Consider the following 24,423-nt stretch of genomic DNA (forward strand, 5'->3'; position numbering starts at 1 on the left):
CACCACCGCCCCGCCGGACGCCGCTCGCGGGCTCCGCGCGGGGCGGTGCCGTGCGCTCATGCGGCGCTGCTGCTGCGCGGCATCCCGTGCCGGCAGGTCACGTCGTGCTCACTGCCGAGGCTCGTCCACCACCGCTCGCAGCACGCCGAGTCCAGCTCCGCCCGCACGATCGCCTCGGCGGCGTCGTCACCCCGCCTCGCCCGCGCCACCAACTCCAGCAGCCACCGCCGCTGATCGGCGATCACCGTCTCCCGTACGACCGCGATGACGGGTACGACACTGGCGGCGGCGAACAGGCACGCGGCCCACAGGGGACCGAACCGGAATGTGAGGACCGAGGTCCAGGCGAGTCCCGCGCTCGTGGCGACATAGAGGGCACAGAGGAGGCGGCTGGAGCAGTTCATGGGCGTACACCGTCCTTGGGGCGGATCGACACACCTTGTCCAACTGCTAACGACCCGGGGGGACTCGGGTGATTCATCCCACCGTGACCGATGGGGAAGGTCCGCGGTCCGCCGGTTACGTCCGGGTGGCCGGCGAGTCCTTCCCCCGGAACGCGGAGCGATAGGCGTGCGGGGTGGTGCCGACCACCCGGCGGAAACGCTCACGGAACGCCGTCGGCGAGCCGAACCCGGCCTGCCGTGCGACCCGTTCGATCGCATGGTCGCTGTTCTCCAGCAGATACTGGGCCCGTCGCACCCGCGTCCGCAGCAGCCACTGAAGCGGAGTGGTGCCGGTCTGCTCACGGAACCGGCGGCTGAGGGTGCGCTCGCTCATTCCCGCGCGCCGCGCCATCTGCTCGAGCGTGATCTCCCGGGCCAGATTGTCCTCCACCCACTCCAGCAGGGGTTCGAGCGCCGAGCCACGCGGCACGGGTGGCTGCTCGTGCACGATGAACTGCGCCTGCCCGCCCTCCCGTTCCAGCGGTACGACCGACATGCGCGCGGTGTGCGCGGCGACGGCCGATCCCAGGTCCCGCCGGATCATGTGCAGGCACATGTCGAGTCCCGCGGCGGCACCGGCGGAGGTGAGGATCCGGCCGTTGTCGACGTACAGCACGTCCGGCTGCACATCGACCTGAGGGAAGCGCCGGGCCAGCTCGTCGGTGGCCATCCAGTGGGTGGTGGCGGGCAGCCCGTCCAGCAGACCCGCCTCGGCCAGGACGAAGGCGCCCACGCACACCGAGGCGATCCGGGTCCCGGACGCCGCCGCCTGCCGCAGGGCCGCCAGCACGCGTGGGGAGGGCGGCCCGGTCCCGTCGCAGCCGGGCACGATGACCGTGTCCGCGTCCGTCAGTCCGTCGAGCCCTCGCTCGATCCGCAGGCCGAAGCCCTCCGTGGACACCTCCGGCGACTCGGCGCACAGCCGGACCCGGTAGGGGCGGCGGCCGTCCGGCAACCGTGTCCAGCTGAACATCTGGAAGGGCGCCGCCATGTCGAACGGCACCACGTCGTCGAGAACCAGGATCGCCACGGTGTGCATGAGCGCCACCTTAGGCGGATTCCCGCCGGCAGAAGAAGGCCAGGTCAGCAAGGTGACGGATGGCACGGGGCCTGGACGGCGGGTTGGCGGGAATCCGTTGCAGGCTGTCGTTTCAGCCCCTGTTCCTCCGGTCCCGGTGATCCCTAACGTGGGGCGGGCCGCCCCGCAGCCGAGCCGCGCGGGGCACTCACGCCCACGCCGACACGGAGACCGACAGCACCCGATGACCAAGATCCTGCTCATTCTTCACGTCCTGGCCGCCATCGTCGCCGTGGGCCCCGTCACCGTCGCGGCCAGCATGTTCCCGCCGGCGGCGCGCCGGGTCCCGGCGACCGACGGGGCGGTGGCGGTGGGCACCGTCCGGCTCCTGCACCGCATCTGCCGCGTCTACGCCGGCATCGGGGCGGCGGTCCCCGTACTCGGCCTGGCCACCGCCCTGGCGATGGGCGTGCTCGGCAGCGGCTGGCTCATCGTGTCCATCGCACTGACGGCCGCCGCCGCGGGAATCCTGGTCGCCTTCGTCCTGCCCCGCCAGGAGGAACTCCTCGACCAGCTGGAGGCCGAGCGGCCGGTCGAGCGCTCCGCGACGATGCAACTCGCCATGTCCACCGGCGTCTTCAACCTGCTGTGGGCCACCGTCACCATCTTGATGATCGTCCGGCCGGGCTCGACGACGAGCGCCTGACCAGGGGAGAAGTGCACGGGCCACGGTGCCGGGCCGGCGCCGTGGTGCTCGGTGCCCGTACGTCAAGCGCTCTGGCAGAATTCGTACTTCAGTGTGCGTCGGCGCCTAGACTCGACTGCCGTGCCCCTCTGTGCAGGGGGTGACGACATGAAAGGCGCGTTGACGGGTGTTCCAGGATTCCCCCATTTACGACCGGCTCATCGCGGAGCGCGGCGACATCCCCACCCAGGTGCGCAGGGAGGCCGAGCGCGTCAGCAGGGAAATCGAGTTCGCCATGCAGCCGTTGCTCCAGTCGTCGGCGCTCCAGGCGCCGCCGCCGGCCCGCCCGGCGCCGCCCGCCCCGACCTGGCAGCGCACCGCGCTGCCGCCCGGCCCGCCGTCGCTCTGAGCCCGACGCGCCGCCCCGTCAGAGCGCCTTCACGCTCGCCCCGTTGACCTGCGGCTGTGGTCCTGCGGCGGGGCGGGCGAGCCACTCGGCGATGGTCCGGGCGATGGGCTGACCGGTGTCCGCCTCCACGAACCCGAACTGCCCCGACTGGTTGCACTCCAGGAACCACCACGTGCCGTCGGCGTCCTCCACGAAGTCGAAGGCGCCGTAGGCCAGTTCGGCGTCCCGCAGATACGCCGCCACGGCCTCGGCGACCCGTGGCGGGACCTCCACGGGTTCCCAGGGGGCCTCGGACTCGGCGAAGCGGACGTCCACCTCGCCGTCGGCGTCGGCCGGCTTGCGCGCGGCCAGCAGTCGCTCGCCCACGGCGGTGAGCCTGATGTCGGCCCGCTTGGCGACGCGGCGTTGCAGCAGGGTGGGGCCGAACGCGACGGCGGAGAAGTCCGTGTCCGGGGCGACCCTGCTCGTGGGCACCGCCCTCGGCGGATCCTGGGGATGTGTCCCGGACACCGGCTTGACCACCAGATCCGGATACCGCTCGGCGAACTCACGGGCGGCCTGCGGGAACGACGTGATGAGCGTGGCCGGCACGGGCAGACCGCAGCGCTGGGCCAGCCGCAACTGCCAGGGCTTGTACCGTGCCCGGCGGGCGGCGTCGGGGTGGTTCATCCAGCGGGCGTCACAGCCGCGCAGCATGCCGTAGAGCGCCTGGCCGGCCTCCTCGGCCAGCCAGGGGGAGGGCGTGGCCGCGTGCGCCGCGGCGGTGCCGGGCCGGCGCAGCCAGACCGACCGCAGCCCGCCGATGCCCACCAGGCGGCCGGCGGCGGAAAGATGGCCGCGGAAGGCACCGTGCACATACTCGCCCGACAGGGCGACCCCACCGGTCAGGTCGGCGGGATCGAGCCGGACCACGGGGACGCCGGACGCGTGCAGATGCACGACCACCATGTCCGCGGTCACGTCCTCTTCGTTGGTCAGAATCAAGACCGTCATCGTCGCCGGCCTGTGTTCAGTCGTCGAAGTGTGTCTTCGAGCCGGCCGTGGACGTAGTGGTCCCCAACTCGCGCATCAGGGCGAGATCGCAGGCGGCTATCCGCCCGTCTCGGAGCACGTTCAACTGCAGACCGGAGTCGTACACGTACGCGGCAGTGACCTCCAACTGCGCTGCCGGCCGTGCATAGTTGAGCGCGAACGGTTGCATCGTCTCTCCCTCACAGGTGGTGCTCCGATCGAGCTTCGGTCACCCCGCGGCGCCCCTCGGTTCGCCGACGCCCCTTGGTTTCCACTTACTTATACGAATCGAACGAGTGATTGGTTTCCTTACTTTCTGTAACCAACGGGGCCGACCGCCCGGATTCGGGAGAGCGGCGCAGGGTGCGCAGAGCCAGCAGGAGTACGCCGATGTCGTCCAGATACACCGGGTCGGGCACCAGATCGGTGGGCAGCACGAAGTAGAGGAGAGCGCCCCAGAAGACCCACCGCGGCCCGGTGGGCAGTCCGGCACGGCGCAGCAGACGCCGCGTGCGCACGAGCCGCACCAGCACGCCGACGGCCACGGCCAGCAGAACGACCGCGACGGTCACAGAGACGAAGATCACAGTGGTGGTCGACTCCATGGAGCCTCCTCCTGCCGGGGTGCGCACCACGCGCACTGCTCAGTCGGATTCCCCTCTTCGCCGTGCGCATTGCATGACGGCGGTCACCAGGCACCCGCCATCACTCGTCAGGACGAAAGACGCGTGAAACCACCCGGCCACCTGCCTGGGCGGGCGCGCGGGCCGTCCAGCCGCGTACCGAAGGGAACCCGCCCGACGCCGTACGCGGCGCGGACGAGCCCTGCGCAGCCGCCGTACGCATCCCGGCCGAACGGGCCGACGGGCCGACTGCGGTGCCCCCCCGGCCCCCGCTAGCGGTCCGAGGCCGTCTGCGCCTGCTCCTGGACCGCTTCCGGCCGCTCCTCGGCGCTTTTGCCGTCCTCGCTGTCCTTGCTGTTCTGCGCGTCGTCCTGCGCGTCGGTCTTCGTGTCGAGGGTGGCCCGGCGGGCCCAAGTGGAGCCCTTGAGGCGTTCGAAGGTCCGGGTCAGCTGCTGGAGGGGGGTGGGCGCCGGGTCGGCGGACGGCTCCGGCCGCGGCGCGGGTACGGCGTCGGCGGACTCCCGGTACGCGGCCAGCGCGGCGTGCGCCTGCTCGGCGGCCTCCCGGTACAGGTCGCGTGACTTCGTCATCGCCTCGAGCGCCTCGGCGTACATCGTCACCAGCTTGCGCTCGCGCTCCAGTTCCTCCTCGAGCGTCAGCAGCCCCCACTCCTCGCGCAGCGCGGTGAGGGCGTCCTCGGCGCCGTCCCGCAGCGGGCGCGGCAGCGCGGCGAACCGCGTCACGGCATGGATCAGCTCGGCCGGCTCCGAGCCGTCCAGGAACACGCTGCGTACGGCGAAGTCCTCCGGGTCGTACGCGGACGCCGCCGCGGCCCCGGGCAGGACCACGGCGCCACCGCGCGGCACCTCGACGCCGAAGTCGCGCAGGGCCCAGTTCACGACGCGCAGCTGGCTGGGCGCCGCCCGGTGCTCGACCACCCGGTGGCGCAGGCTCGGCGGCAGCATCCCGGCCAGCGGCAGGCGGCCCCGCTGGTCGGTGGACATGGCCTCGTGGACGACGACATGGATGCTCCAGCCGTCACGCGCGGCGTCGCGCAGCATGCGCCGTACGACCTTGTCGTCCGCGGGTAGCGGGTTGATGTCCGTCAGGCGCAGACCGGTGACGGCGTCGTGGTCCCAGGTGGCGTCCGGTTCCTCGGGCCAGAACAGGGCGGCGGGCGAGGGCCACCGCGGGTCCCAGGGGGCTTCCGCCTCGGCGACCAGCAGCCACTCCTGCCCGATGTCGGGGCCGCGTTCGACGCTCAGGCGGGCTCGCACGGTCACACTCCCGGCGACCCGCCATCTGGCCTCGAAGATCCACTCCAGGGCGCCCTCGGTCCCGGGCACCTCGTGGAAGTCGTCTATGACCCCGTCGTCCTTGTGCTGCCGCAGGCTGCGCCGGAGAACGTCCTGCGCGGCGGATCCGAGGTGGCGGCCACGAGCCGACCACACCGAGGGCGGGGCTGTGGGGCGGGCGCTGGAGGAGCTGGGCATGGGTCCATCTGTGGGCGGGGGTACGGGTGCCTACCAGTATCGCCGCCGCGGGCGGGTGTCGATCAAGCGGGGTCCGCACACGGGGTGTGCGTGATCCGCACAGTTCGAGGGCCGCTCACTCGTGGTGGGCACCAGGCCGCATGGTGACAATGACCCGGTGAGCAGGACCCGCCCACCATCCGCATCGGGGCGGGTCCTGCTCCTGCCGCTGCTACCGCGCTGCCCTGCTCAGTTGTGGTACGTGATGTAGCCGTTGCGGTCCGGGTCGGATCCGCTCCTCGTGTAGGAGTGCGAATCGGCCCCGGCGCCCGAGGGCTTGTGCAGGTAGATCGAGTCCTTGTCGTTGTTCCACATGAAGTTGCAGTTGTCGCGGTACACGACGTTGCCCGCGTCGGAGTCGGAGCCGTTGCCGCCCCGGAGCTTCACGTAGTCACCGGGCTGGAGGTAGTGGTTCGCGGTGAAGGCGAAGCGGTTGCCGGCCTTGTCCTTCACCACGTAGCCCTTGAGGTTGACCGTGGTACCGGACGAGTAGTTCTTGATCGTCAGGTACTCGTCATCGGTGTTGCCGGTGGAACAGCTGTTGGAGTCGCTGCCGGGGGCGTCGTACTGGATGCCGCGGATCTTGAGCGCGGACGAGTACTCGGTGGCCTGGGCCGGGACGGCGGAGAGCGCGGCCAGCGTACCGGCGGCGACGACACTTGTGGCGATGGTGCGTATGCGCATGGAGAAATATCCCCCCTGTGTGGAGCTTCCGTGAAGATCAGGAGTGTATACATGGGCTGCCGGTGTCATGTGAAGTTCACCGAAATGTGGGACGGATGCACCACGGCCGGGTATGGACGCGAAAAGACCGGGAGGGCCAGGGGTTCACCCCCCTGGCCCTCCCGGCCCTCGTCGGTGTGTGTCGCTTTGTTAGGCGCCGCTCTCCCGGAGCATGTCCTCGCGCTCGACCAGCTTCACGCGCTCGCGGCCCTGCGGCTCGCCCAGGGCCTTCTCGGCGGCGTCCAGCTTGTACCAGCCCTCCCAGGTGGTGAACCGGACCTCGCGCTCGGCGAGGAACGCGTCCACGGCCTCCGGCTCCGGTGAACCCGGCGTCTGCAGACGCCCGTTGGCGAAGTCGTCCAGGAGGTTCGACACCGTCTCGTTGGCGTCGCCCTTGGTGTGACCGATCAGGCCCACCGGGCCGCGCCGGATCCAGCCGGTGACGTACATCGACTGAAGGTGCTCACCGGACTCCTGGACGACCCGGCCGCCCTCGTCGGGGACGGTGCCCGTCTCGATGTCCCAGGGCAGCTTGGGGAGTTTGTCGGAGAGGTAGCCGACCGCGCGGTAGATCGCGGAGACGTCCCAGTCCTTGAACTCGCCGGTGCCCTTGACGTTGCCCGTGCCGTCGAGGGCGGTGCGCTCGGTGCGCAGGCCGACGACCTTGCCGTCCTCGCCGAGGATCTCCGAGGGCGACTCGAAGAAGTGCAGGAACAGCTTGTGCGGGCGGTCGCCGACGTCGCGGATCGCCCAGTTCTCCAGGGTCTTGGCGACCATGTCGGCCTGCTTGTTGCCGCGCCGGGTCTCGATCGAGCCCGCGTCGTAGTCGATGTCCTCGGGGTCGACGATGACCTCGATGGTGGGGGAGTGGTCCAGCTCCCGCAGCTCCATCGGGGAGAACTTCGCCTGCGCCGGGCCGCGGCGGCCGAACACGTGGATCTCCACGGCCTTGTTGGCCTTCAGGCCGTCGTACACGTTCGGCGGGACCTCCGTCGGCAGCAGCTCGTCCGCCGTCTTGGCGAGGATGCGTGCCACGTCGAGGGCGACGTTGCCGACGCCGAGCACCGCGACCTTCTCGGCCTCGAGCGGCCAGGTGCGCGGCACGTCCGGGTGGCCGTCGTACCAGGAGACGAAGTCCGCGGCGCCGTACGAGCCGTCGAGCTCGATGCCAGGTATCGGCAGCGCCCGGTCGGCCGTCGCGCCGGTGGAGAAGACGACGGCGTCGTAGAACGCGCGCAGGTCGTCCAGGTTGATGTCCGTCGGGTAGTCGACGTTGCCGAAGAGGCGGATCTGAGGCTTGTCCAGCACCTGGTGGAGGGCCGTGATGATGCCCTTGATGCGGGGGTGGTCCGGGGCGACGCCGTACCGGATCAGCCCGAACGGCGCCGGCATGCGCTCGAAGAGGTCGATGGACACACCGGGATCGGCGGCCACGTCGGACTTGAGCAGGGCGTCGGCGGCGTAGATCCCGGCCGGACCGGCTCCGACGATGGCTACCCGCAGGGGGCGGGGCATGATCAGGTTCCCTTCGAGCGGTGATGGAACGACTCGACGGGAAGCCTAAACTAAGGCAAGCCTAAGTCGGTACGCGGGTCCGGTCTATGGGCCCATAAGGCGCTTTTATGAGTGAGCGGAGCGCTCGCTCGTGCCCCGGCGCCCCGCCAGGAGTGGGGCACCGGGCGGGGCTTCGGCCGGCGCCCGCGCCCGCTACAGCAGGGTCTGCTCCGCCCAGATCACCTTGCCCGCGGGCAGGTAGCGCGTGCCCCAGCGCTCGGCGAGCTGCGCGACCAGGAACAGTCCGCGCCCGCCCTCGTCCGTCATGGTCGCGTACCGCAGATGCGGCGAGGTGCTGCTGCTGTCGAAGACCTCGCAGATCAGCGAGCGGTCGCGCAGCATGCGCACCCTGATCGCGTCACCGCCGTAGCGGATCGCGTTGGTGACCAGCTCGCTCAGGATCAGTTCCGTGGTGAAGGACAGCTCCTCCAGCTCCCAGCGCTGGAGCGTGCGGGTCACGGCGGAGCGCACCTGGGCGACGGCCGCCGGGTCGGACGGCACCTCCCACTCGGCCACCAGGTCGGGCCCGAGCGCCCGGGTACGTGCCACGATCAGCGCGATGTCGTCGCTCGACCGGGTCGGCAGCCGGGCCTCCAGCACGGCCTGGCACGTCTCCTCCGGTGACCGCCCGGCCCCGGCCAGCGCGGCGCGCAGCAGCTCCAGACCCTCGTCGATGTCCCGGCCGCGATCCTCCACGAGCCCGTCCGTGTAGAGCACGAGCCGGCTGTCCTGCGCCAGCTCCAGCTCGGCCGTCTCGAACGGCAGCCCGCCCAGGCCCAGCGGGGGACCCGCGGGCACCTCCGGGAACTCCACCTCGCCGTCCGGCTTGATGAGCGCCGGCGGCGGATGGCCGGCGCGGGCGATCGTGCACCGCTGGGAGACCGGGTCGTAGACCGCGTACAGACAGGTCGCGCCGGTCACCGGAGCGCTGTCGCCGGTCTCGGTCTCGTCCTGGTCGATCCGGGCCACCAGCTCGTCCAGCAGGGCGAGCAGCTCGTCGGGCGGCAGATCCAGTGCGGAGAAGTTGTGCACGGCGGTGCGCAGCCGACCCATCGTGGCCGCCGCGTGCAGCCCGTGCCCGACCACGTCCCCGACGACCAGTGCGACCCGGGCCCCGGACAACGGCAGCACATCGAACCAGTCACCGCCCACCCCGGCCTGCGCCGGCAGATAGCGGTAGGCGATGTCCAGGGCGTTCTGCTCGGGCAGGCTGCGCGGCAGCAGACTGCGCTGGAGAGTCACCGCCATGCTGTGCTCGCGGGTGTACCGGCGGGCGTTGTCGATGGACACCGCGGCCCGGGCGACCAGCTCCTCGGCGAGCGCGACCTCGTCGGACTCGAACGGCTCGCCCTTCTGCGACCGCCAGAAACTCACCACGCCCAGCACCTGCGACCCGGCCCGCAGCGGCGCGGCGATCAGCGAGTGGATGCCGAACTGGACCACCTGCGCCGACCGCTCCAGGTCCTGGGCCTGCCAGCCCGGCGCCTCGGCCAGCCGCGGCTCGATGACCGCCTGCCCGCCGCGCAGCGCGCGGGACTGCGGAGAGGAGTCGACCAGCCGGATCTGCTGGCCCACCGGGTACAGCGGCGCGTCCTTGCGGACCCCGCTGGACGCCGTGCGCCGCAGCCGGGTCACCGACTCCGGCTGCCCGCCCGCGAGGACCGCGTCGAACAGGTCGACGGTGGCGTAGTCCGCGAAGCGCGGTACCGCCAGCTCCGCCAGTTCCTCCGCGGTACGGGTGACGTCCAGGCTGGTGCCGATGCCGACACCGGCGTCGTACAGCATGTTCAGCCGTTCGCGGGCCTCCTCGGCGCGGCCGGACAGGGCCCGCAGTTCCGTGGAGTCGCGCAGGGTGGCGACGCTGCCGGTCCGGCGGCCCCGCAGATGGGTGGGGCGCTGGTTGACCGCCAGCAGCCGGTCCTTGACGAGGTGCACCTCGTCCGTGGCCGTCCGGCCGGAGTCCAGCAGTTCGGCGGTGTCGGGGGCCAGGCCGAGGTCCAGGACGGGGCGGCCCTCGGCGTCGTCGGGCAGGTCGAGCAGACGGTGCGCCTCGTCGTTGGCGAGCAGCAGCCGCTGCTCGTCGCCGACGATGATGACGCCCTCCCGGACGGCGTGCAGGACGGCGTCGTGGTGCTCGTACATCCGGGTCATCTCGTCCGGGCCCAGGCCGTGCGTCTGCCGCAGCAGGCGCCTGCTGACCAGGGCGGTGCCGGCGGTGGCCAGGGCGAGCGCCGCCGCCGCGGCGGTCAGCAGCAGCGGCAGCTGCCGGTTGGCGGTGCCGCCCACGGTGGCCTTGGTGACGCCGGCCGACACCAGTCCGACGACCTTGCCGTCGGGGTCCTTGATCGGTACGACCGCTTGCACCAGCGGTCCGATGGTGCCGGTGATCTCCTCGGTGACCACCTTTCCGTTCAGCGCGGGTTCGATGGTGCCGACGAACTGCTTGCCGATGCGGTCCGGCTTGGGGTGGGAGTAGCGGATGCCCTCGGTGTTCATGACGACGATGAAATCCACGCCGGTCGCCTCGCGCGCCGCCTCGGCCCGCGGTTGCAGCACGGCGCTCGGATCCGGGTCGTCCAGCGCCTGGCGGGTGCCGGGCGCGTTCGCGAACGCCTCGGCGACCGCGACCGAACGATTGCGGGCCTCCTGCGTGGTGTCGAACCGCACTTGGAGCACCAGCGCCACGACCGCGGCGACGACCAGCAGCAGCACGATCACGACCTGGAACAGGAAGACCTGCCCAGCGAGGCTGCGCCCGCCCAGCGTCGAGCGCAGCCTCGCGAGCCTGCTGGTGCGGCGTCTCTCGGCGAGCACCCCGCCCGGCAGGGCCCGTTCGGCCACCGAGACATCGCCGTCTGGCGCACGGCGAGCACGCAGACCGCCGGGACGGCGGGCCGACCGGGCCCCGGATCGACCCCATAGTCGGACCATGTGCCCATGTCTACACTGCCGGGCCGCAGGAGGCGAGAGACGCCACAGACCGTGACAGGACCCACCCTCACTCCCACGGCACGATCACACACCGGAGCCATCTGGCCCCGGCAACTCCCGTCCCCGCAACAGGGTTACGACACATGCGGCACCTCCCGGCACACACCGACAGCCGCGTGACCGGGAGCCGTGGGGCGGGGCGAACGAGTGGGCCGACGTCACGCGCGGACGGGCGTGGGGGAGGGGGTGGGGAGGTGTGGGGGAGGGAGTGGGGAGGTGGGGGACGACCCGGATCCCTTCCGGCGTCCCGGCCGGTTGCCCGCGCGCCCGCCGGGCCGGGGCTCACTTCCGGTGCAGGGGGGTCGCGCGGCGGGTCGCGAGGAGGAGGGCGATGTCGTCGGGGCGGTCCGCCGTGTGCCGGGCCTTCGCGGTGAGCCGGTCGGCCACGCTCGCCAGTGAGCGCGCTCCCGCTCGGGCCGCGGGCGAGCCGGCCCTCGCCAGCGCCACCCGCAGCGCGCTGATGCCGTCGTCGATGTCGAAGCCGGGACGCTCCACCAGCCCGTCCGTGTACAGCGCCAGCACCGCACCGGCCTCCATGCGCAGTTCCGCCACCGGGTACTGCGCCTGCGGATCCACGCCCAGCACCACTCCGCCGGGCAGGTCGACGACGTGTGTGCGGCCGTCCGGGCGGCGCAGCAACGGCCTCGGGTGTCCGGCCACCGCGGCCTGCGCCAGCCCGGTCGCGGGGTCGAGCCGGATGTAGCAGCAGCTCGCGAACAGGCCGCTGTCGAGGTCGATGAGAAGACGATTGGTGCCGCTCATGACCTCGTCGGGCGGCCGGTCGCCGAGGGCGAAGGCCCGCACGGCGCTGCGCAGCTGACCCATGGTCGCCGCGGCCTGCACGCCGTGCCCCTGCACATCGCCGATGACCAGGGCCAGTCCGTCTCCGGCGGCGACGACGTCGTACCAGTCCCCACCCACCTCCATGCCCTGCGTGCCGGGCAGATACCGGCCCGCCGTCTCCATCAGCGGATGCTGGGGCAGCCGGCGGGGCAGCAGCACCTGCTGGAGCCCACGGGCCAGCGCGGCCTCGCTCTCGTAGCGCCGTGCCTTCTCCATGGCGTGCGCGATCAGCCCGGCCATGGCGGTCAGCACCGTCTGCTCCTCGGTGCTGAAGCTGCGCGGCCGGTCGAAGCCGAGGATGCAGGAGCCGACGGGCCGCCCGGAGGCGATCAGGGGCAGGAAGGCGCGGGCTCCTTCCGTCGCGTCGAGGGCGATGCCGGGATAGGCGTCGGAGAGCTGCTGCATCGAGTCGAAGAAGAGCGGACGCCCGCTGGTGAGCGTCTCCACGCCGGGCAGCCGCTCGTGCAGGCCCACACCCTCGAAGGGGGCGAGGAATCCTTTCGGGAAGCCGGTCTCCCAGGCCAGGAACAGATGCCGCTCCTGGAGCAGATAGATGGCCAGCCGACGGCCGCCGAACGCGGGTAGCAGCTCCCGCATCACCACGGCGGACACCTGACGGGCGGTGACCGCCTCCGTCAGCGCGATGGCGAGGACGATGGGCCGGTACAGGGGGGAGAGCGAGGGCGCGCCGGCCTGTTCCGGCTGCGCGTCCGGGAGCCCGGACGAGGTGTCCGCCACGTGATGCCCGGGGCGCAGTGTGCAGGTCAGCAGGTCCGGTCCGGGATACACGGACATGGCGAGCAGGTCGCCGTCGAGTGAGCTCCCGGCGGGCTCCCGGCCGGGCGTGGACGGTCTTCGGACATGGAAGTGCACCGGGTCCGGTGACAGCAGGGCCCCGCGCAGATGATCCTCGAAGGTCGGCTGGTTGAGCCAGGGGACGCCCTCCCACAGGGTCCGGCCGAGCAGTTCGCTGCGGGGCCGGCGCAGCAGCGCCGCCGCGCGCGGGTTGGCGTAGACGACCGTCCCCAGCCGGTCCAGGCAGAACACCCCCTCCGGCAGCAGATCGGCCGCCGAGTCCGCCACCGTCCCCGGACCCGGCTCCAGCACGGCACCCCGGACCGTCCCCCGGCCGGGGAGAGCCGCTTCTGCGGCCTGGGCCGAGTCGTCGTACGGCCCCCAGACCTCGACCAGCCGCAGCGCACCGTCCGCGGCGTGCACGCACAGCGGCAGGGCCGGAGGCCGACCGCCCGCCGCTTCCCGCAGCGCGGCCAGGATGCCTTCCGCGTCCCCCGGAGAGACGGCTCGCGCGAACCCCTCGACGGTGTCGCCGGCCGCTCCCGCTGCGGGGCCGAGGACGAGCTTCAGCCGCTCGTCGGTCGTCACCGTGCCCGTCACCGGATCCCACACGAATCTGCCCAGACGCCCGGTGGGCGGGCGGCTGGCCGGGGGCCGGACACAGACGGGTCCGCCTTCCCAGGACACCGCCGACGGCTCCTCGCCGTCCTGGAGCTTCTCCAGCGCCGCCCCCAGCTCCTCGGCCAGGCGCGCGAGGCGTTCGCGCACGGGCAGCAGCTCCGTGGCGTCCGGCGCCGGGGGCAGGAGCACGGTCAGGACACCGAAGACGCCCGAGTCGCCCGCGACCGGGATGTGCAGCGACCCGAACTGGAACGGCAGTCCGGCCGCGAACTGCGGATAGCGGCGCATCGTCTCCGTTGCGTTCGGCAGCGCGACCTCCACGCCGAGCCGATAGGCGTCCGCGACGGGGAACGGCCGGTCCACGTGCAGCCGCCACCATGGCCGGAACAGTGGTCCGGGCAGCCCCTCCAGCACCGCCAGACGCAGCAGTCCGGGCGTGCGTGAGCGCAGGTAGACCCCTCCGGCGTGACCACCGGCCGCGCTGATCGCCTCCGCCGAGGCATCGATCAGCAGCGCCGCCAGCCTGCCGGGCATCCGCTCTGCGCCCTCGGCGCTCCCAGTCATCGGCCCTACCTCGTTCGTACGCCCTCACGCGTGCGACACAGCAAGAATGCGCCACGAGGCACCTTGCCCGCACCCGGGGCAGCTTGACCAGAGGTGTGCGCGCCCCACGAAAACCGCCGCACGGCCGGCCGGGGCGTGCGCGGATCCCGCCGGCCGCCCCGCAAAACCGCCGATCCACCAGGCCACCGCCCGAGCGAACCCCTCGCCCGCACCGGCGGCCGTGCCCGACCGCGTACCCATTGCTCCGGCACCACCGCTCCCGGCCCCGGACCGCAACCGCACGACGGCCCACCCCGTTGTCGATGCGAGACCCCATGCTCTCGGGAAGACTCGGGAGCAGACACGCGGGCACTGCACAGGCAGGAGACAACGCGATGGACTACTACGATCTCGGCACCTATTCCCGCCCCGTGACCACGTCCTCCGTCCAGGCCCAACTCTGGTTCGACCGGGGGCTGATGTGGACGTACGCCTTCAACCACGAGGAGGCCGTCGCCTGCTACGAGGCCGCCGCCGCGGCCGACCCGGACTGCGCCATGGCCCACTGGGGCATCGCCTACGCGCTCGGGCCGAACTACAACAAACCCTGGGAGTTCTTCGACGAGCAGGACCTGACCCGGACCGTCGACCGCACCCACGCCGCCGTGGAACTGGCCCACGACAAGGCGGCCGGCGCCACCCCCGTCGAACGGGCGCTGATCGGCGCGCTGCGCGCCCGCTACCCGCAGGCCAAGCCCGTCGCGGACTGCTCGGTCTGGAACCCGCCCTACGCCGACGCCATGCGCGCGGTCTACGAGCTCGCCCCCGACGACCCGGACATCGCCACCCTGTACGCCGACGCCCTGATGAACCTCACCCCCTGGCAGCTGTGGGACCTGGGAAGCGGACTTCCGGCCCCTGACGCGCGCACGGTGGAGGCCAAGGCGGTCCTCGAGAAGGCCCTCGCCACCGATGCCGGGCGCGACCACGCGGGCGTGGTGCACATGTACATCCACCTGATGGAGATGTCCCCGACCCCCGAGGCGGCCCTGGCCGTCGCGGACCGGCTGCGCGGGCTGATGCCCGACGCCGGACACCTCCTGCACATGCCCTCCCACCTGGAGGTGCTCTGCGGCGACTACCGGCGGGTCGTCTCGGACAACACCGCGGCGATCGCGGCCGACGAGAAGTACCACCTGCGGGCCGGGGCGATGAACTTCTACACCCTGTACCGCTCGCACAACTACCACTTCAAGATCTACGGCGCGATGTTCCTCGGCCAGTCCGAGGTGGCCCTGCGGACCGCGACCGAGCTGGAGGCGTCCATCCCGGAGGACCTGCTGCGGCTGCCGAGCCCGCCCATGGCCGACTGGCTCGAGGCGTTCGTGGCGATGCGGGTGCACGTCCTGATCCGCTTCGGCCGCTGGGCGGACATCCTGGAGCTGCCGCTGCCCGCCGATCCCGAGCTGTACTGCATGACGACCGCGATGCTCCACTACGCCCGCGGTGTCGCGCTCTCCGCCACACACCGCGTTCCTGAGGCGGAGGCCGAACGCCGGCTGTTCCACGAGGCCGTCGCCCGGGTCCCTCAGACCCGCATGCTGTTCAACAACACCTGCGCCGACATCCTCGCGATCGCCTCGGCGATGCTCGACGGCGAGCTGGAGTACCGCAAGGGCGACCACGAGGCCGCCTTCGCCGCGCTGGAACGCTCCATCGAACTCGACGACAACCTCCCCTACGACGAGCCCTGGGGCTGGATGCAGCCCACCCGGCACGCCTATGGCGCGCTGCTCCTCGAACAGGGGCGCGTGGCGGAGGCCGAAGCGGTCTACCGCGCCGACCTGGGGCTCGACGGCACCCTCCCGCGCGCCCTTCAGCACCCCGGGAACGTCTGGTCGCTGCACGGCCTGCACGAGTGCCTGACGCGCCTGGGCCGGACCGGGGAGGCACAGATGGTGGCCCAGCAGCTGCGGCTGGCCGCGGCGCTGGCGGACGTACCGATCGAGGCCTCGTGCTTCTGCCGGCTCGACCCGCACCATGGTGGCGCCGCCGAGGACGCCTGCTGCGCCGACTGAGCGCGGCAGGAGTCAGGCCCGCCCGTGGGTCTCCTGTGAGCGCCGTGCCAGCGCGTCGATCACCACGGCGCCGAAGAGCACTCCTCCGGTGATCATGAACTGGACGGCGGTGGGGGTGTCCGTGATCACCATGCCCGAGGCGATCGACTGGATGACCAGCATGCCGAGCACCGCCGACCACGTCGTGCCCCGCCCGCCGAACAGGCTGGTGCCGCCGATGACGGCCGCCGCGATGGCGTTCAGCAGCAGGATGCCCGAGCCCGCCCCCTGGCTCACCGAGGTGATGCGCGACGCCAGGAACAGACCGCCGAACGCGGCCATCGTGCCGGAGACGGCGAGCACCGCCGTCTGCACCCGCGTCACGCTGAGGCTGGCGCGACGGGCCGCCTCGATGCTGCCGCCGAGCGCGTAGACCTGCCGTCCGTAGCGGGTGCGGCGCAGGACGATGTCGAGCCCGGCCACCACCACGAGGAAGATCAGCAGGGCGAGCGGCAGCCCCTGGAACCGGTTGAGCAGATAGGCGGCCGTGAACGCCACCGCCGCGAGCACGACCGTGCGCAGGACGATCCCCCGCAGCGAGCGGTGCCGCATGCCCATGGCGTGCCGGCGCCGCCGCTCAAGCCAGGCGACGAGGAAGACCAGGCCCGTGGCGACGGCGGCCACGGCGTAGGCGGCGGCGTCATGGGAGAAGTAGTGACTGGTCAGCCGGGCGACCAGCCCGTTCTCGTCGAGGTTGATGGTGCCGCTGGTGCCGAGGATGTAGAGCATCAGGCCGTTCCAGGTCAGCAGCCCCGCCAAGGTGACGACGAAGGCGGGCACCCGGGTCTTGGCGACGGAGTAGCCCTGGACGGTCCCCGCGACGGTGCCGGCCAGCACCGCGACGATCAGCGCGAGCCACTCCGGTACGCCGCTCTTGACGTTCAGGACGGCGAAGACGGCGGCGGCGAGACCGCTGATCGACCCGACCGACAGGTCCAGTTCGCCGAGCAGCAGCACGAAGACGATGCCGACGGCGATGAGGCCGGTGCCGACGATGTCCACGCTGAGGTTGGACAGGTTCCGGGGCGAGAGGAAGCTGTCGTTGAGCGACTGGAAGGTGATCCACACCGCGGCGAGGACCAGGACCACCGGCAGCGAGCCGAGTTCTCCGGCGCTCAGCTTGCGCCGCAGGGCGGCGATGCCCTGCTCCAGCCACCGGGTGACGGCCGGCCCGGCGGTCGGTCCGCGGGCGTCGGTGGCGGGTTCGGCCGGTGCCGTCCGCGTGCTGTCGGCCTTGCCGCGCGTCTCTTTCACCACCCTGCCTCCCGGTGGGCCATCCGGGGCGGCACGTTCTCCGTGGCACCGGTGATGGAGGCGATGATCTGCTCCTGGGACGCGGTGTTCACGTCGAAGAAGCCGTTGTTGCGGCCGAGGCGCAGTACGGCGGCACGGTCCGCGAGAGCCTTCACATCGCCCAGGTTGTGACTGATGAGCAGCACCCCCATGCCCCGGTCGCGCAGCTGTTCCACGAGGTCCAGCACCTCACCGGTCTGCTCGATCCCCAGGGCGGCGGTCGGTTCGTCCAGCAGGAGGATACGCGGGTCGCCGAGGAGGGACCGGGCGATGGCGACCGTCTGCCGCTGGCCGCTGGACAGGGAGACGACGGGCGCGCGCAGATCGGGGATGCCCCGGGTCAGCCGGTCCAGCAGAGCGCTGGTGCGGCGCTCCATCTCGACCTCGTCGAGGAAGCCGTATCTGCGGATCTCCCGCCCGAGGAAGAGGTTGCCGACGACGTCGAGGTTCCCGCACAGCGCGAGGTCCTGGTAGACGGTGGCGATCCCGAGGTCCCGGGCGTCGTGGGGGCGCCTGATGTGGACGGCCCGGCCCTCCCATTCGATGACGCCCCGGTCCGCGGGGGCGACCCCGGAGATCACCTTGATCAGGGTGGACTTGCCGGCCCCGTTGTCGCCCAGCAGCGCGACGACCTCGCCCGCGCGGACCTCCAGCTCGATGTCGTCGAGGACCTCCACCACGCCGTAGCGCTTGCACACGCCACGCAGCGACAGCAAGGGGGGATTCCGCACGAACGACCACTCCTTCCCCTGACCGGGCGGGCCGGCGCGGGACCGGCCCGTCAGGTGAGTCCGGCGCTCTCGCAGTCGGCGGCGAGTTGCGGGGTGCAGATCTGCCGGGCGGTGAACAAGCCGTCCTTCACCACGGTGTCCTCGATGGTGTCGGCGGTCACGGCGACCGGGGTGAGCAGGACGGCCGGAACCGTGTGACCGCTCTCGGTGCGCACCGTGTCCTCGGCGACCCGGTCGAGGTCCTCGCCGCGGGCCGCGGCCACCGCCAGCGCCGCCCCGGCGGCGGCCTCCGGAGCGAACGGCTTGTAGACGGTCATGTACTGCTCGCCGGCCACGATGCGCCGCAGCGCGCCGAGTTCGGCGTCCTGGCCGGTGATGGGAGGCAGCGGTGCGACCTTGTTGGCCTTCAGCGCCGCGATGCTGCCGGCGGCGAGGCCGTCGTTGGCGGCGTAGACGCCGTCGATGTTCCCGGCGCCGAGCGCGGAGATGGCGCCGGACATGTTCATGTGGGCGACGTCCGGCCGCCACTGGCGGGTCTCGTACTCCTTGGCGATGTCGACCTTTCCCTCCAGCACCGACATGGCGCCCTTCTGGAAGGACACCGCGTTGGGGTCGGTGGGGTCACCGTTCATCATGACGATCCGGTTCGCGTCGGGCGTCCTTTCGCTCATGGCCTTCAGCAGCGCGCTGCCCTGGAGCCGGCCCACCTCCTCGCCGTCGAAGGAGGCGTAGGCCGAGATCGGGCCCTCGGCGAGGCGGTCGTAGGCGATCACGGGGACGCCGGCCTCGTCCGCCTTCTCGACCGTCGGGCGCATCGAGGTGGCGTCGACGGCCACGAGGAGGATGGCGTCGACGCCCTCGGCGATCATCGAGTTCATCTGCGCCTGCTGGATGGCGACCTCGTTCTTGGCGTTGGCGTGCTGCACCGTGCACTCGGGGCAGCGGTCCTTGATCTCCCGGTCCAGCTGCTGCCGGTCGCGGGTCTCCCAGCGGGCCGTGATGGAGTCCGGCAGCAGCACGCCGATCTTCAGCTGGTTCCCCCCGGCCGAATCCGTGGCCCCGTCCTCCGAGCAGGCCGCGAGTACCACGGCCGTGGCAGCCGCGGTCACAACGGCGAGCGCCCCCCGTACGCGGGCCTTCATGTGCGAGACCTCCCCACGGGCGCGAGGTCCGGACGTCGACGCCGTGCGCTCGCTCGGCAGCAACTGGATAAAGGCGGCAAAGCCGACTATGTCGTAAGTGTGGCACCGGCCGAGGTGAACTGCGAACGCGGCCGAGCCCCGGACCGGGGCGAGGGTGAGCGCGGCATTCTTACTGATCTGTCGGCTTCATCCGCATATGAGACGCTGGTAGCCGAGCGCCCCGATCTCAAGCCGGAGGCACCTGTGGCCCGGGCGGGAGGAAGGTGCGGACATGCCTCATGACGGCGGTGCCCGGGCCGGCGTCTCGCAGCTGCGGGCATCTCAGTCCGGCGCCACGGGCACCGGTTCAGCGTCTCCGGCGCGAGCGGCCGTACCGGGGGAGCGGGCCCTGGCGTTCGCCGGAGCGGCGGTGGTGGCTGTCTACGCGCCCTCAGCCGGACAGGAGGAGCTCCGGCTGACGGAGACGGCCCCACGCGCGGCCTCCCAGCACGGCCTGCCCGAGCGCCTGCCCCTGACCGGCGGCTCACCCGCCGTGCAGGCCTTCCGCACCGACCGGCCCCTGTGGCTGACCCCGGCCGCCCTCGCCTCCTACGAGGACTGGCCCGCGGCACCGGGAGGCCGGACCTCGCTGGCCGCGCTGCCCCTGACGGCGGACGGCATGCGGCTGGGCTGCCTCGTCGTCGTGGGCGCCTCCGGGGACGGATTCGAGGCCGAGCAACGGCGCTTCCTGGCCCGGTACGCCGACGCCGTCGCCGGCATGCTGCGAGCCGACGCCGACCGCCCCAGCACCACCTCCGTGCTGGGCCGGGCACTGCGCTCGCTGGGCGTCGGCTCGTTCGTCCTGGTGCCCGACACCGGAGTGATCGACGCGGACGAGACACTGCTCGAACTGGTCGGCCTCACACCCGAGGAGTTCGACGGCAAGGCGGACAGCCTGATCGCGAACGCCCTCCCGGAGGACATGCACGCCCTGATGTCGGTCCTGGAGCCGTCCGCCCCGGCCTTCGCCCGGCGGGAGCTGGAGTTCCGGGTCCGCTGCCCCACCGGTGAGATGCGCTGGCTGAGCCTGCGCTGCCGGGTGCCGGCGGGCCCCGGCGACCGGCCGGAGCAGGTCCTCGGCGTCGTGACCGCCACCGCGGTCCAGCGCCGTGGCACCGACGACGTGTCCCGGATCCAGTGGCTCACCGCAGCACTCGACGACGCCACGACCGTCCAGGACGTCGGCCGAGTGGTCGTCACCGCACTGCGCGAGCCGCTCGCCGCCGACCGCGTCGCCCTCGCCGAACTGCGCGAGGACCGGCTGATCGTCATCGTGCTCGACCCGCCGCAGCCCACCGCCTGGCCCGAGATCTGGCGCTCCGAATGGCGCTCCGAATGGCCCGACGCACCGGTCCGCGCCCTGCCCACCCTGCAACTGGCGCTGCGCGACGGCCGGATGGACCTGTGGCCCGCCGGCACCGCCCTCGAACCCGGACTCGCCGGCGTCGGCGCCGGAGGACTGGCCGTCATGCCGCTGCCCGCCAAGGGCGGGATCGTCGGGGTGTGCCTCGTCGGCTGGGACCAGCCGCACGAGTTCGCCACCGAGGAGCGGTCCGTGCTCACCGCGACCGCGGCGCTGATCGGACAGGCCCTGGAGCGTGCGCACGCCTACGACGCCGAGCAGGAGCTCGCGACCCTGCTCCAGCGCAGCCTCCTGCCCAGGCGTTTGCCCGAACTGCCCGGCGGGACGGCCGTCGCCCGCTATCTGCCCGCCCGGCGCGGACTCCAGGTGGGTGGCGACTGGTACGACGTCATCGTCATCTCCGAGGACCGCGTGGCCCTCGTCATCGGCGATGTGCAGGGCCACAGCGCCGCCGCCGCGACGATCATGGGCCAGATGCGCACCGCCGTCCGTGCCTACGCCGTGGAGGGCCACCCGCCGGACGTCGTCGTCTCCCACGCCAACCGGCTGCTCGTCGGCATGGAGACCGACCTCTTCGCCACCTGCTGCTACGTCGAACTGGACCTGGAGGAGGGCAACGCGCTCTTCGTGCGGGCCGGGCACCTCGCCCCGCTGCTGCGCCAACCCGACGGCACCACACGGGAGGTGGAGGTCGAGGGCGGGCTCCCGCTGGGCGTGCTCGCCGAGGCCGAGTTCCCCATGACCGCGGTGGCGCTGACCCCCGGCACGGTGCTCGCCCTGGTCACCGACGGCCTGGTCGAGGCCGCCGACCTGCCGCTGGACGAGGGGATGGCCCGTACCCGGGATGCCCTCGCCACCGCCGACCCGGCAGATGCCGGCCGGATGGCCGACGAACTGCTCGGCGACGCCGGCCGCCGCGAGGACGACGTGGCGCTGCTGCTGCTGCGCTACGACGGCATGACCGACCGGCCGATCCGGACCGGCTGGGTGGTGTGGCGGCTGCCCGACGCCGTCATGCACGCCCGCCGCTTCACCGCCCGCATTCTGCGCCGCTGGCAGGTCGCCGAAGCGGCCGACGGAGTCCTGCTGGTCGTGTCCGAACTGGTCACCAACGCGCTCGTGCACACCCAGGGACCGGTCCGGCTCGATCTGATCCTGCGCGGTGACCTGGTACGCGTCTGTGTCAGCGACGGCTCGCCGCGCGCGCCCGCCAAGCCGGTGATCGTCGACTGGGAGTCGACCGGTGGCCGTGGCCTGATGCTGGTCGAGGCCATGTCGGAGTCCTTCGGCTCGGTGCCGGTGGCCGGCGGCAAGCAGGTCTGGAGCGAGATCCGGGTGCCGCGCCGCGAACCGGCGGCCACGGCCGCGACGCCCCGAGCGTGGAGCGGGAGTCCACCATGAACACCCGGATCCGGGTACGGCATCTCGTCGCCGCGGTCCTTGCCGCGCTCATGACGCTGTCCCTGACTGCCTGTGCGGACGACGAGGCAGGGGACTCCGAAGGCTTCGCCGTCGGCCTGCTGCTGCCGAGCCGGGCGGTACCGCGCTGGGAGCACTCCGACAAGCCGCTCATCGAGCAGCGCATCAAGGAGCTGTGTCCCGCCTGCACGGTCCAGTACGCCAACGCCGAGAACGATGCGTCGCGGCAGCGGGATCAGATGACCTCCATGATCACCAAGGGTGTCCGGGTCGTGCTCCTGGACGCGGTGGACTACAGGGCGCTGCGGTCCTCGATCCAGGAGGCGGACCGGGCGGACATCCCCGTCATCGCCTACGACCGGCTCGCCCAGGGCCCCATCTCGGGCTTCGTCAGCTTCGACGGCGCCGAGGTCGGCAGGCTCCAGGGCGAGGCGCTGGTGGAAGCGATGCGGGAGAGGGGGGACAGGCGCCCCGTCGTCATGATGAACGGGGATCCGTCCAGCCCCAACGCGGACTGGTTCCGGCAGGGTGCGCTGTCCGCCCTCCGGGGCAAGGTCGAGATAGGCAGGTCGTACCAGACCCCCGGCTGGAGCACGGACAACGCCCACGCCAACATGGCCGCCGCCATCGCCGCCCTGGGCCCGGACGGGATCGGCGGCGTCCTGGTCGCCAACGACGCCATGGCCGCCGGCGTCATCGCGGCCCTGAAGAACGCGGGTGTGCGGCCCCTGCCCCCGATCACCGGGCAGGACGCCGACCTCGAGGCCGTACGGCGCATCGTCAAGGGCGAGCAGTACATGACGGTCTACAAGCCGTTCAAGGCACAGGCGGACGCCGCAGCCACCATGGCCGTCGCCATGGGCCACGGCGAGGACATCGACGACATCGCCCCGACGACGGTGGACAGCCCCACGACCGACGACATCCCCTCCGTGCTGCTCACTCCGCGCGCGGTCACGGCCGACACCATCGAGCAGACACTCGTCAAGGACGGCGTCTACACCGTCGGGCAGATCTGCACCCCGAGCCTCAGGCCCGCCTGTGAGCAGGACGGATTGCTGCCGTGACGGGCGGGTGAAGGGTCGATCCGAGTCAAGTTCCGTGTCGCGTGCAACCGTTCGGCCCCGACGGAAGTCTCCTGTGTGGGGACGCGCGTTCCCCCACAGTTCATGCGTTCGTCACCACCGTTCGATCAGAGGATCCCATGTCCCGACCCGCTTCCGGCCGCCGCGTGTTCCGACAGACCGCGGGCGCCGTCGGCGCCATCGCCCTGGTCTCGCTGGGTGCCACGCCCGCCGTCGCCGACGACCCCGCTTACGGACTCGTGCTGAGTGAGTTCGGCCCGTACGAGGGAGTGAAGCCGGGCAGCAGCCTCGACGTGCCCGGCAGTTTCACCAACACCGGCACCGAAGCCCTCGACAAGGTGTGGCTGACCTACACCGTCAGCCACGGGCTGGGCCAGGGCGAACTGCCCTCCAACTGCACCGCCTGGAAGATCTGGGGCTTCGACGAGATCCCGGTCAGCACCCAGGCGGTCTGCGCGTTCGACCAGACGGTGAAGCCGGGCGTCGTGTACGCCCCCGACGGCGGCCTGCCGGTGAAGGTGCTGAACAGCGCGCTGTACGAGAGCCTCATGGTCGCGGTGACCGACGTCGACAACCCGCCGTCGGACGAGGCAACCTCGGGCCCCGTGAAGGGAACCGGTCCCGCGCTGAAGCTGGTCGAGCGGCCCGACGCCACCCCGGCCGCCCCCGGCTCCGCCGACGAGAAATCCAATGCGCGGCGCGTGCCCGTGCAGGCCGCGAACACCGCCGACTTCCAGGTGACGGGCGATCGCCTCAAGGGCCGGGTCGGGGAGACCGTCGACCTGAAGGTCAAGTTCACCAACGCCGGGCCGGCTTGGGTGAACTCGGGGACGATGGGCACCCCGTCCACCCGCGTCGTGATCAAGATGCCCGCCGGCACGAAGGTGACCAAGGCCGCCGGCTACTGCAACAAGGTGTCGTCCGGGACCTACGGGTGCGGGACCAGCCAGGTCTGGGTCGACGAGGGCGAGAGCCAGACGTACACCTTCAAGCTGAAGATCGAAAAGGCGGTGGCGGGAGCCAAGGGCTCGGCCGCGCTGGAGGGCAAGCCCCGGCCGTTCGACAAGAACAAGGACAACGACAAGGCCGGCATCGCGCTCGAGGTCGTCGGCGCCGGCGGCTCCACGGGCGGCAGTGGCTCGGCGGGCGGCGGCTCGACCTCCGGCTCCTCGACCGGCGGTTCCGGCGCCACCGGCGGCTCCGACTCCACGGGTGGTTCGTCCACCGGTGGCGGTTCCTCCTCCGGCGGCACCTCGACGTCCGGTTCCACCGACTCCAACGCCGTCTCCGGCGACCTGGCGAACACCGGTTCCGACGCCGCCCTGCCCCTCGCGGGCGCAGCCGCCGCGGCCGTAGGCGTCGGCGCGGGCGCGGTGCTGCTGATGCGCCGTCGCCGCGCGGCACGTCAGTAGCGAACGCTCCTGGCACAGGGGCGGCGGACAC

General features: G+C 72.0%; 19 protein-coding genes. 6 read left to right on the forward strand and 13 right to left on the reverse strand.

Going from position 1 to position 24,423, the window contains the following annotated elements:
• Window positions 1–56: 56 nt before the first annotated feature.
• Complete coding sequence (locus tag ACHBTE_RS14555) at window positions 57–404, reverse strand: hypothetical protein (RefSeq protein ID WP_394724212.1); 348 nt, start codon at window positions 402–404, stop codon at window positions 57–59.
• 115 nt (window positions 405–519) lie between these two features.
• Complete coding sequence (locus ACHBTE_RS14560; RefSeq protein WP_394724213.1) at window positions 520–1,482, reverse strand: GlxA family transcriptional regulator; 963 nt, start codon at window positions 1,480–1,482, stop codon at window positions 520–522.
• A gap of 223 nt (window positions 1,483–1,705) precedes the next feature.
• Here ACHBTE_RS14560 and ACHBTE_RS14565 point away from each other — a divergent pair, with 223 nt between their 5' ends.
• Both ACHBTE_RS14565 and ACHBTE_RS14570 read left to right on the forward strand, forming a co-directional pair.
• Entirely contained in the window at window positions 1,706–2,167 is a 462-nt protein-coding gene (locus ACHBTE_RS14565) for a DUF2269 family protein (RefSeq protein ID WP_394724214.1), read from the forward strand.
• A gap of 166 nt (window positions 2,168–2,333) precedes the next feature.
• On the forward strand, window positions 2,334–2,555 hold the full coding sequence (locus ACHBTE_RS14570) for a hypothetical protein (protein ID WP_394724215.1): 222 nt from the start codon (window positions 2,334–2,336) through the stop codon (window positions 2,553–2,555).
• 18 nt (window positions 2,556–2,573) lie between these two features.
• On the opposite strand, the gene tgmB is transcribed toward ACHBTE_RS14570, so the two are convergent.
• The 8 genes from tgmB to ACHBTE_RS14610 form a co-directional block, all read right to left on the reverse strand.
• Window positions 2,574–3,548, reverse strand: a complete 975-nt coding sequence (gene tgmB, locus ACHBTE_RS14575) for an ATP-grasp ribosomal peptide maturase (protein ID WP_394724216.1) — start codon at window positions 3,546–3,548, stop codon at window positions 2,574–2,576.
• A 16-nt stretch (window positions 3,549–3,564) separates the two neighbouring features.
• The gene (tgmA, locus tag ACHBTE_RS14580; protein WP_394724217.1) at window positions 3,565–3,756 is read right to left on the reverse strand and encodes a putative ATP-grasp-modified RiPP; all 192 of its coding nucleotides are present in this window, start codon (window positions 3,754–3,756) and stop codon (window positions 3,565–3,567) included.
• An 85-nt stretch (window positions 3,757–3,841) separates the two neighbouring features.
• Window positions 3,842–4,171: a YkvA family protein gene (locus ACHBTE_RS14585; protein WP_394724218.1), complete on the reverse strand. Its 330-nt coding sequence runs from the start codon at window positions 4,169–4,171 to the stop codon at window positions 3,842–3,844.
• Window positions 4,172–4,461: 290 nt separating this feature from the next.
• The gene (locus ACHBTE_RS14590; protein WP_394724219.1) at window positions 4,462–5,682 is read right to left on the reverse strand and encodes a hypothetical protein; all 1,221 of its coding nucleotides are present in this window, start codon (window positions 5,680–5,682) and stop codon (window positions 4,462–4,464) included.
• Between the two features lie 228 nt (window positions 5,683–5,910).
• Window positions 5,911–6,405 (reverse strand): lamin tail domain-containing protein, encoded by a 495-nt coding sequence (locus ACHBTE_RS14595; RefSeq protein WP_394724220.1) that lies wholly within the window; start codon window positions 6,403–6,405, stop codon window positions 5,911–5,913.
• Between the two features lie 189 nt (window positions 6,406–6,594).
• The gene (locus ACHBTE_RS14600; RefSeq protein ID WP_394724221.1) at window positions 6,595–7,959 is read right to left on the reverse strand and encodes an FAD-dependent oxidoreductase; all 1,365 of its coding nucleotides are present in this window, start codon (window positions 7,957–7,959) and stop codon (window positions 6,595–6,597) included.
• A 192-nt stretch (window positions 7,960–8,151) separates the two neighbouring features.
• On the reverse strand, window positions 8,152–10,929 hold the full coding sequence (locus tag ACHBTE_RS14605; RefSeq protein ID WP_394724222.1) for a SpoIIE family protein phosphatase: 2,778 nt from the start codon (window positions 10,927–10,929) through the stop codon (window positions 8,152–8,154).
• A 342-nt stretch (window positions 10,930–11,271) separates the two neighbouring features.
• Window positions 11,272–13,812, reverse strand: coding sequence for a SpoIIE family protein phosphatase (locus tag ACHBTE_RS14610; protein ID WP_394724223.1), 2,541 nt, complete (start codon window positions 13,810–13,812; stop codon window positions 11,272–11,274).
• Window positions 13,813–14,186: 374 nt separating this feature from the next.
• Between ACHBTE_RS14610 and ACHBTE_RS14615 the strand changes: the two genes are divergently transcribed.
• Window positions 14,187–15,869, forward strand: a complete 1,683-nt coding sequence (locus ACHBTE_RS14615; protein WP_394724224.1) for a tetratricopeptide repeat protein — start codon at window positions 14,187–14,189, stop codon at window positions 15,867–15,869.
• A gap of 12 nt (window positions 15,870–15,881) precedes the next feature.
• Here the strand turns inward: ACHBTE_RS14615 and ACHBTE_RS14620 are convergent, their stop codons facing one another.
• The 3 genes from ACHBTE_RS14620 to ACHBTE_RS14630 are packed head-to-tail and all read right to left on the reverse strand — an operon-like array spanning window position 15,882 to window position 19,074.
• Window positions 15,882–17,165: a sugar ABC transporter permease gene (locus ACHBTE_RS14620; protein WP_394724225.1), complete on the reverse strand. Its 1,284-nt coding sequence runs from the start codon at window positions 17,163–17,165 to the stop codon at window positions 15,882–15,884.
• The gene (locus ACHBTE_RS14625) at window positions 17,159–17,932 is read right to left on the reverse strand and encodes an ATP-binding cassette domain-containing protein (protein ID WP_394724226.1); all 774 of its coding nucleotides are present in this window, start codon (window positions 17,930–17,932) and stop codon (window positions 17,159–17,161) included. The genes ACHBTE_RS14620 and ACHBTE_RS14625 overlap by 7 nt, the downstream gene beginning before the upstream one ends.
• Window positions 17,933–17,982: 50 nt before the next feature.
• A complete protein-coding gene (locus ACHBTE_RS14630) occupies window positions 17,983–19,074 on the reverse strand; it encodes a substrate-binding domain-containing protein (RefSeq protein WP_394724227.1) in 1,092 nt (363 codons plus the stop codon).
• Between the two features lie 271 nt (window positions 19,075–19,345).
• Here ACHBTE_RS14630 and ACHBTE_RS14635 point away from each other — a divergent pair, with 271 nt between their 5' ends.
• From ACHBTE_RS14635 to ACHBTE_RS14645, 3 genes are all read left to right on the forward strand, one after another.
• A complete protein-coding gene (locus tag ACHBTE_RS14635) occupies window positions 19,346–21,877 on the forward strand; it encodes a SpoIIE family protein phosphatase (protein WP_394724228.1) in 2,532 nt (843 codons plus the stop codon).
• Window positions 21,874–22,962: a substrate-binding domain-containing protein gene (locus tag ACHBTE_RS14640; RefSeq protein ID WP_394724229.1), complete on the forward strand. Its 1,089-nt coding sequence runs from the start codon at window positions 21,874–21,876 to the stop codon at window positions 22,960–22,962. Before ACHBTE_RS14635 ends, ACHBTE_RS14640 begins: the two co-directional genes overlap by 4 nt.
• Window positions 22,963–23,099: 137 nt before the next feature.
• A complete protein-coding gene (locus ACHBTE_RS14645; protein WP_394724230.1) occupies window positions 23,100–24,392 on the forward strand; it encodes a hypothetical protein in 1,293 nt (430 codons plus the stop codon).
• Window positions 24,393–24,423 lie beyond the last annotated feature (31 nt).

This window comes from Streptomyces sp. M41 (assembly GCF_043673425.1).
In the GTDB taxonomy this organism is placed as follows: Bacteria; Actinomycetota; Actinomycetes; order Streptomycetales; family Streptomycetaceae; genus Streptomyces.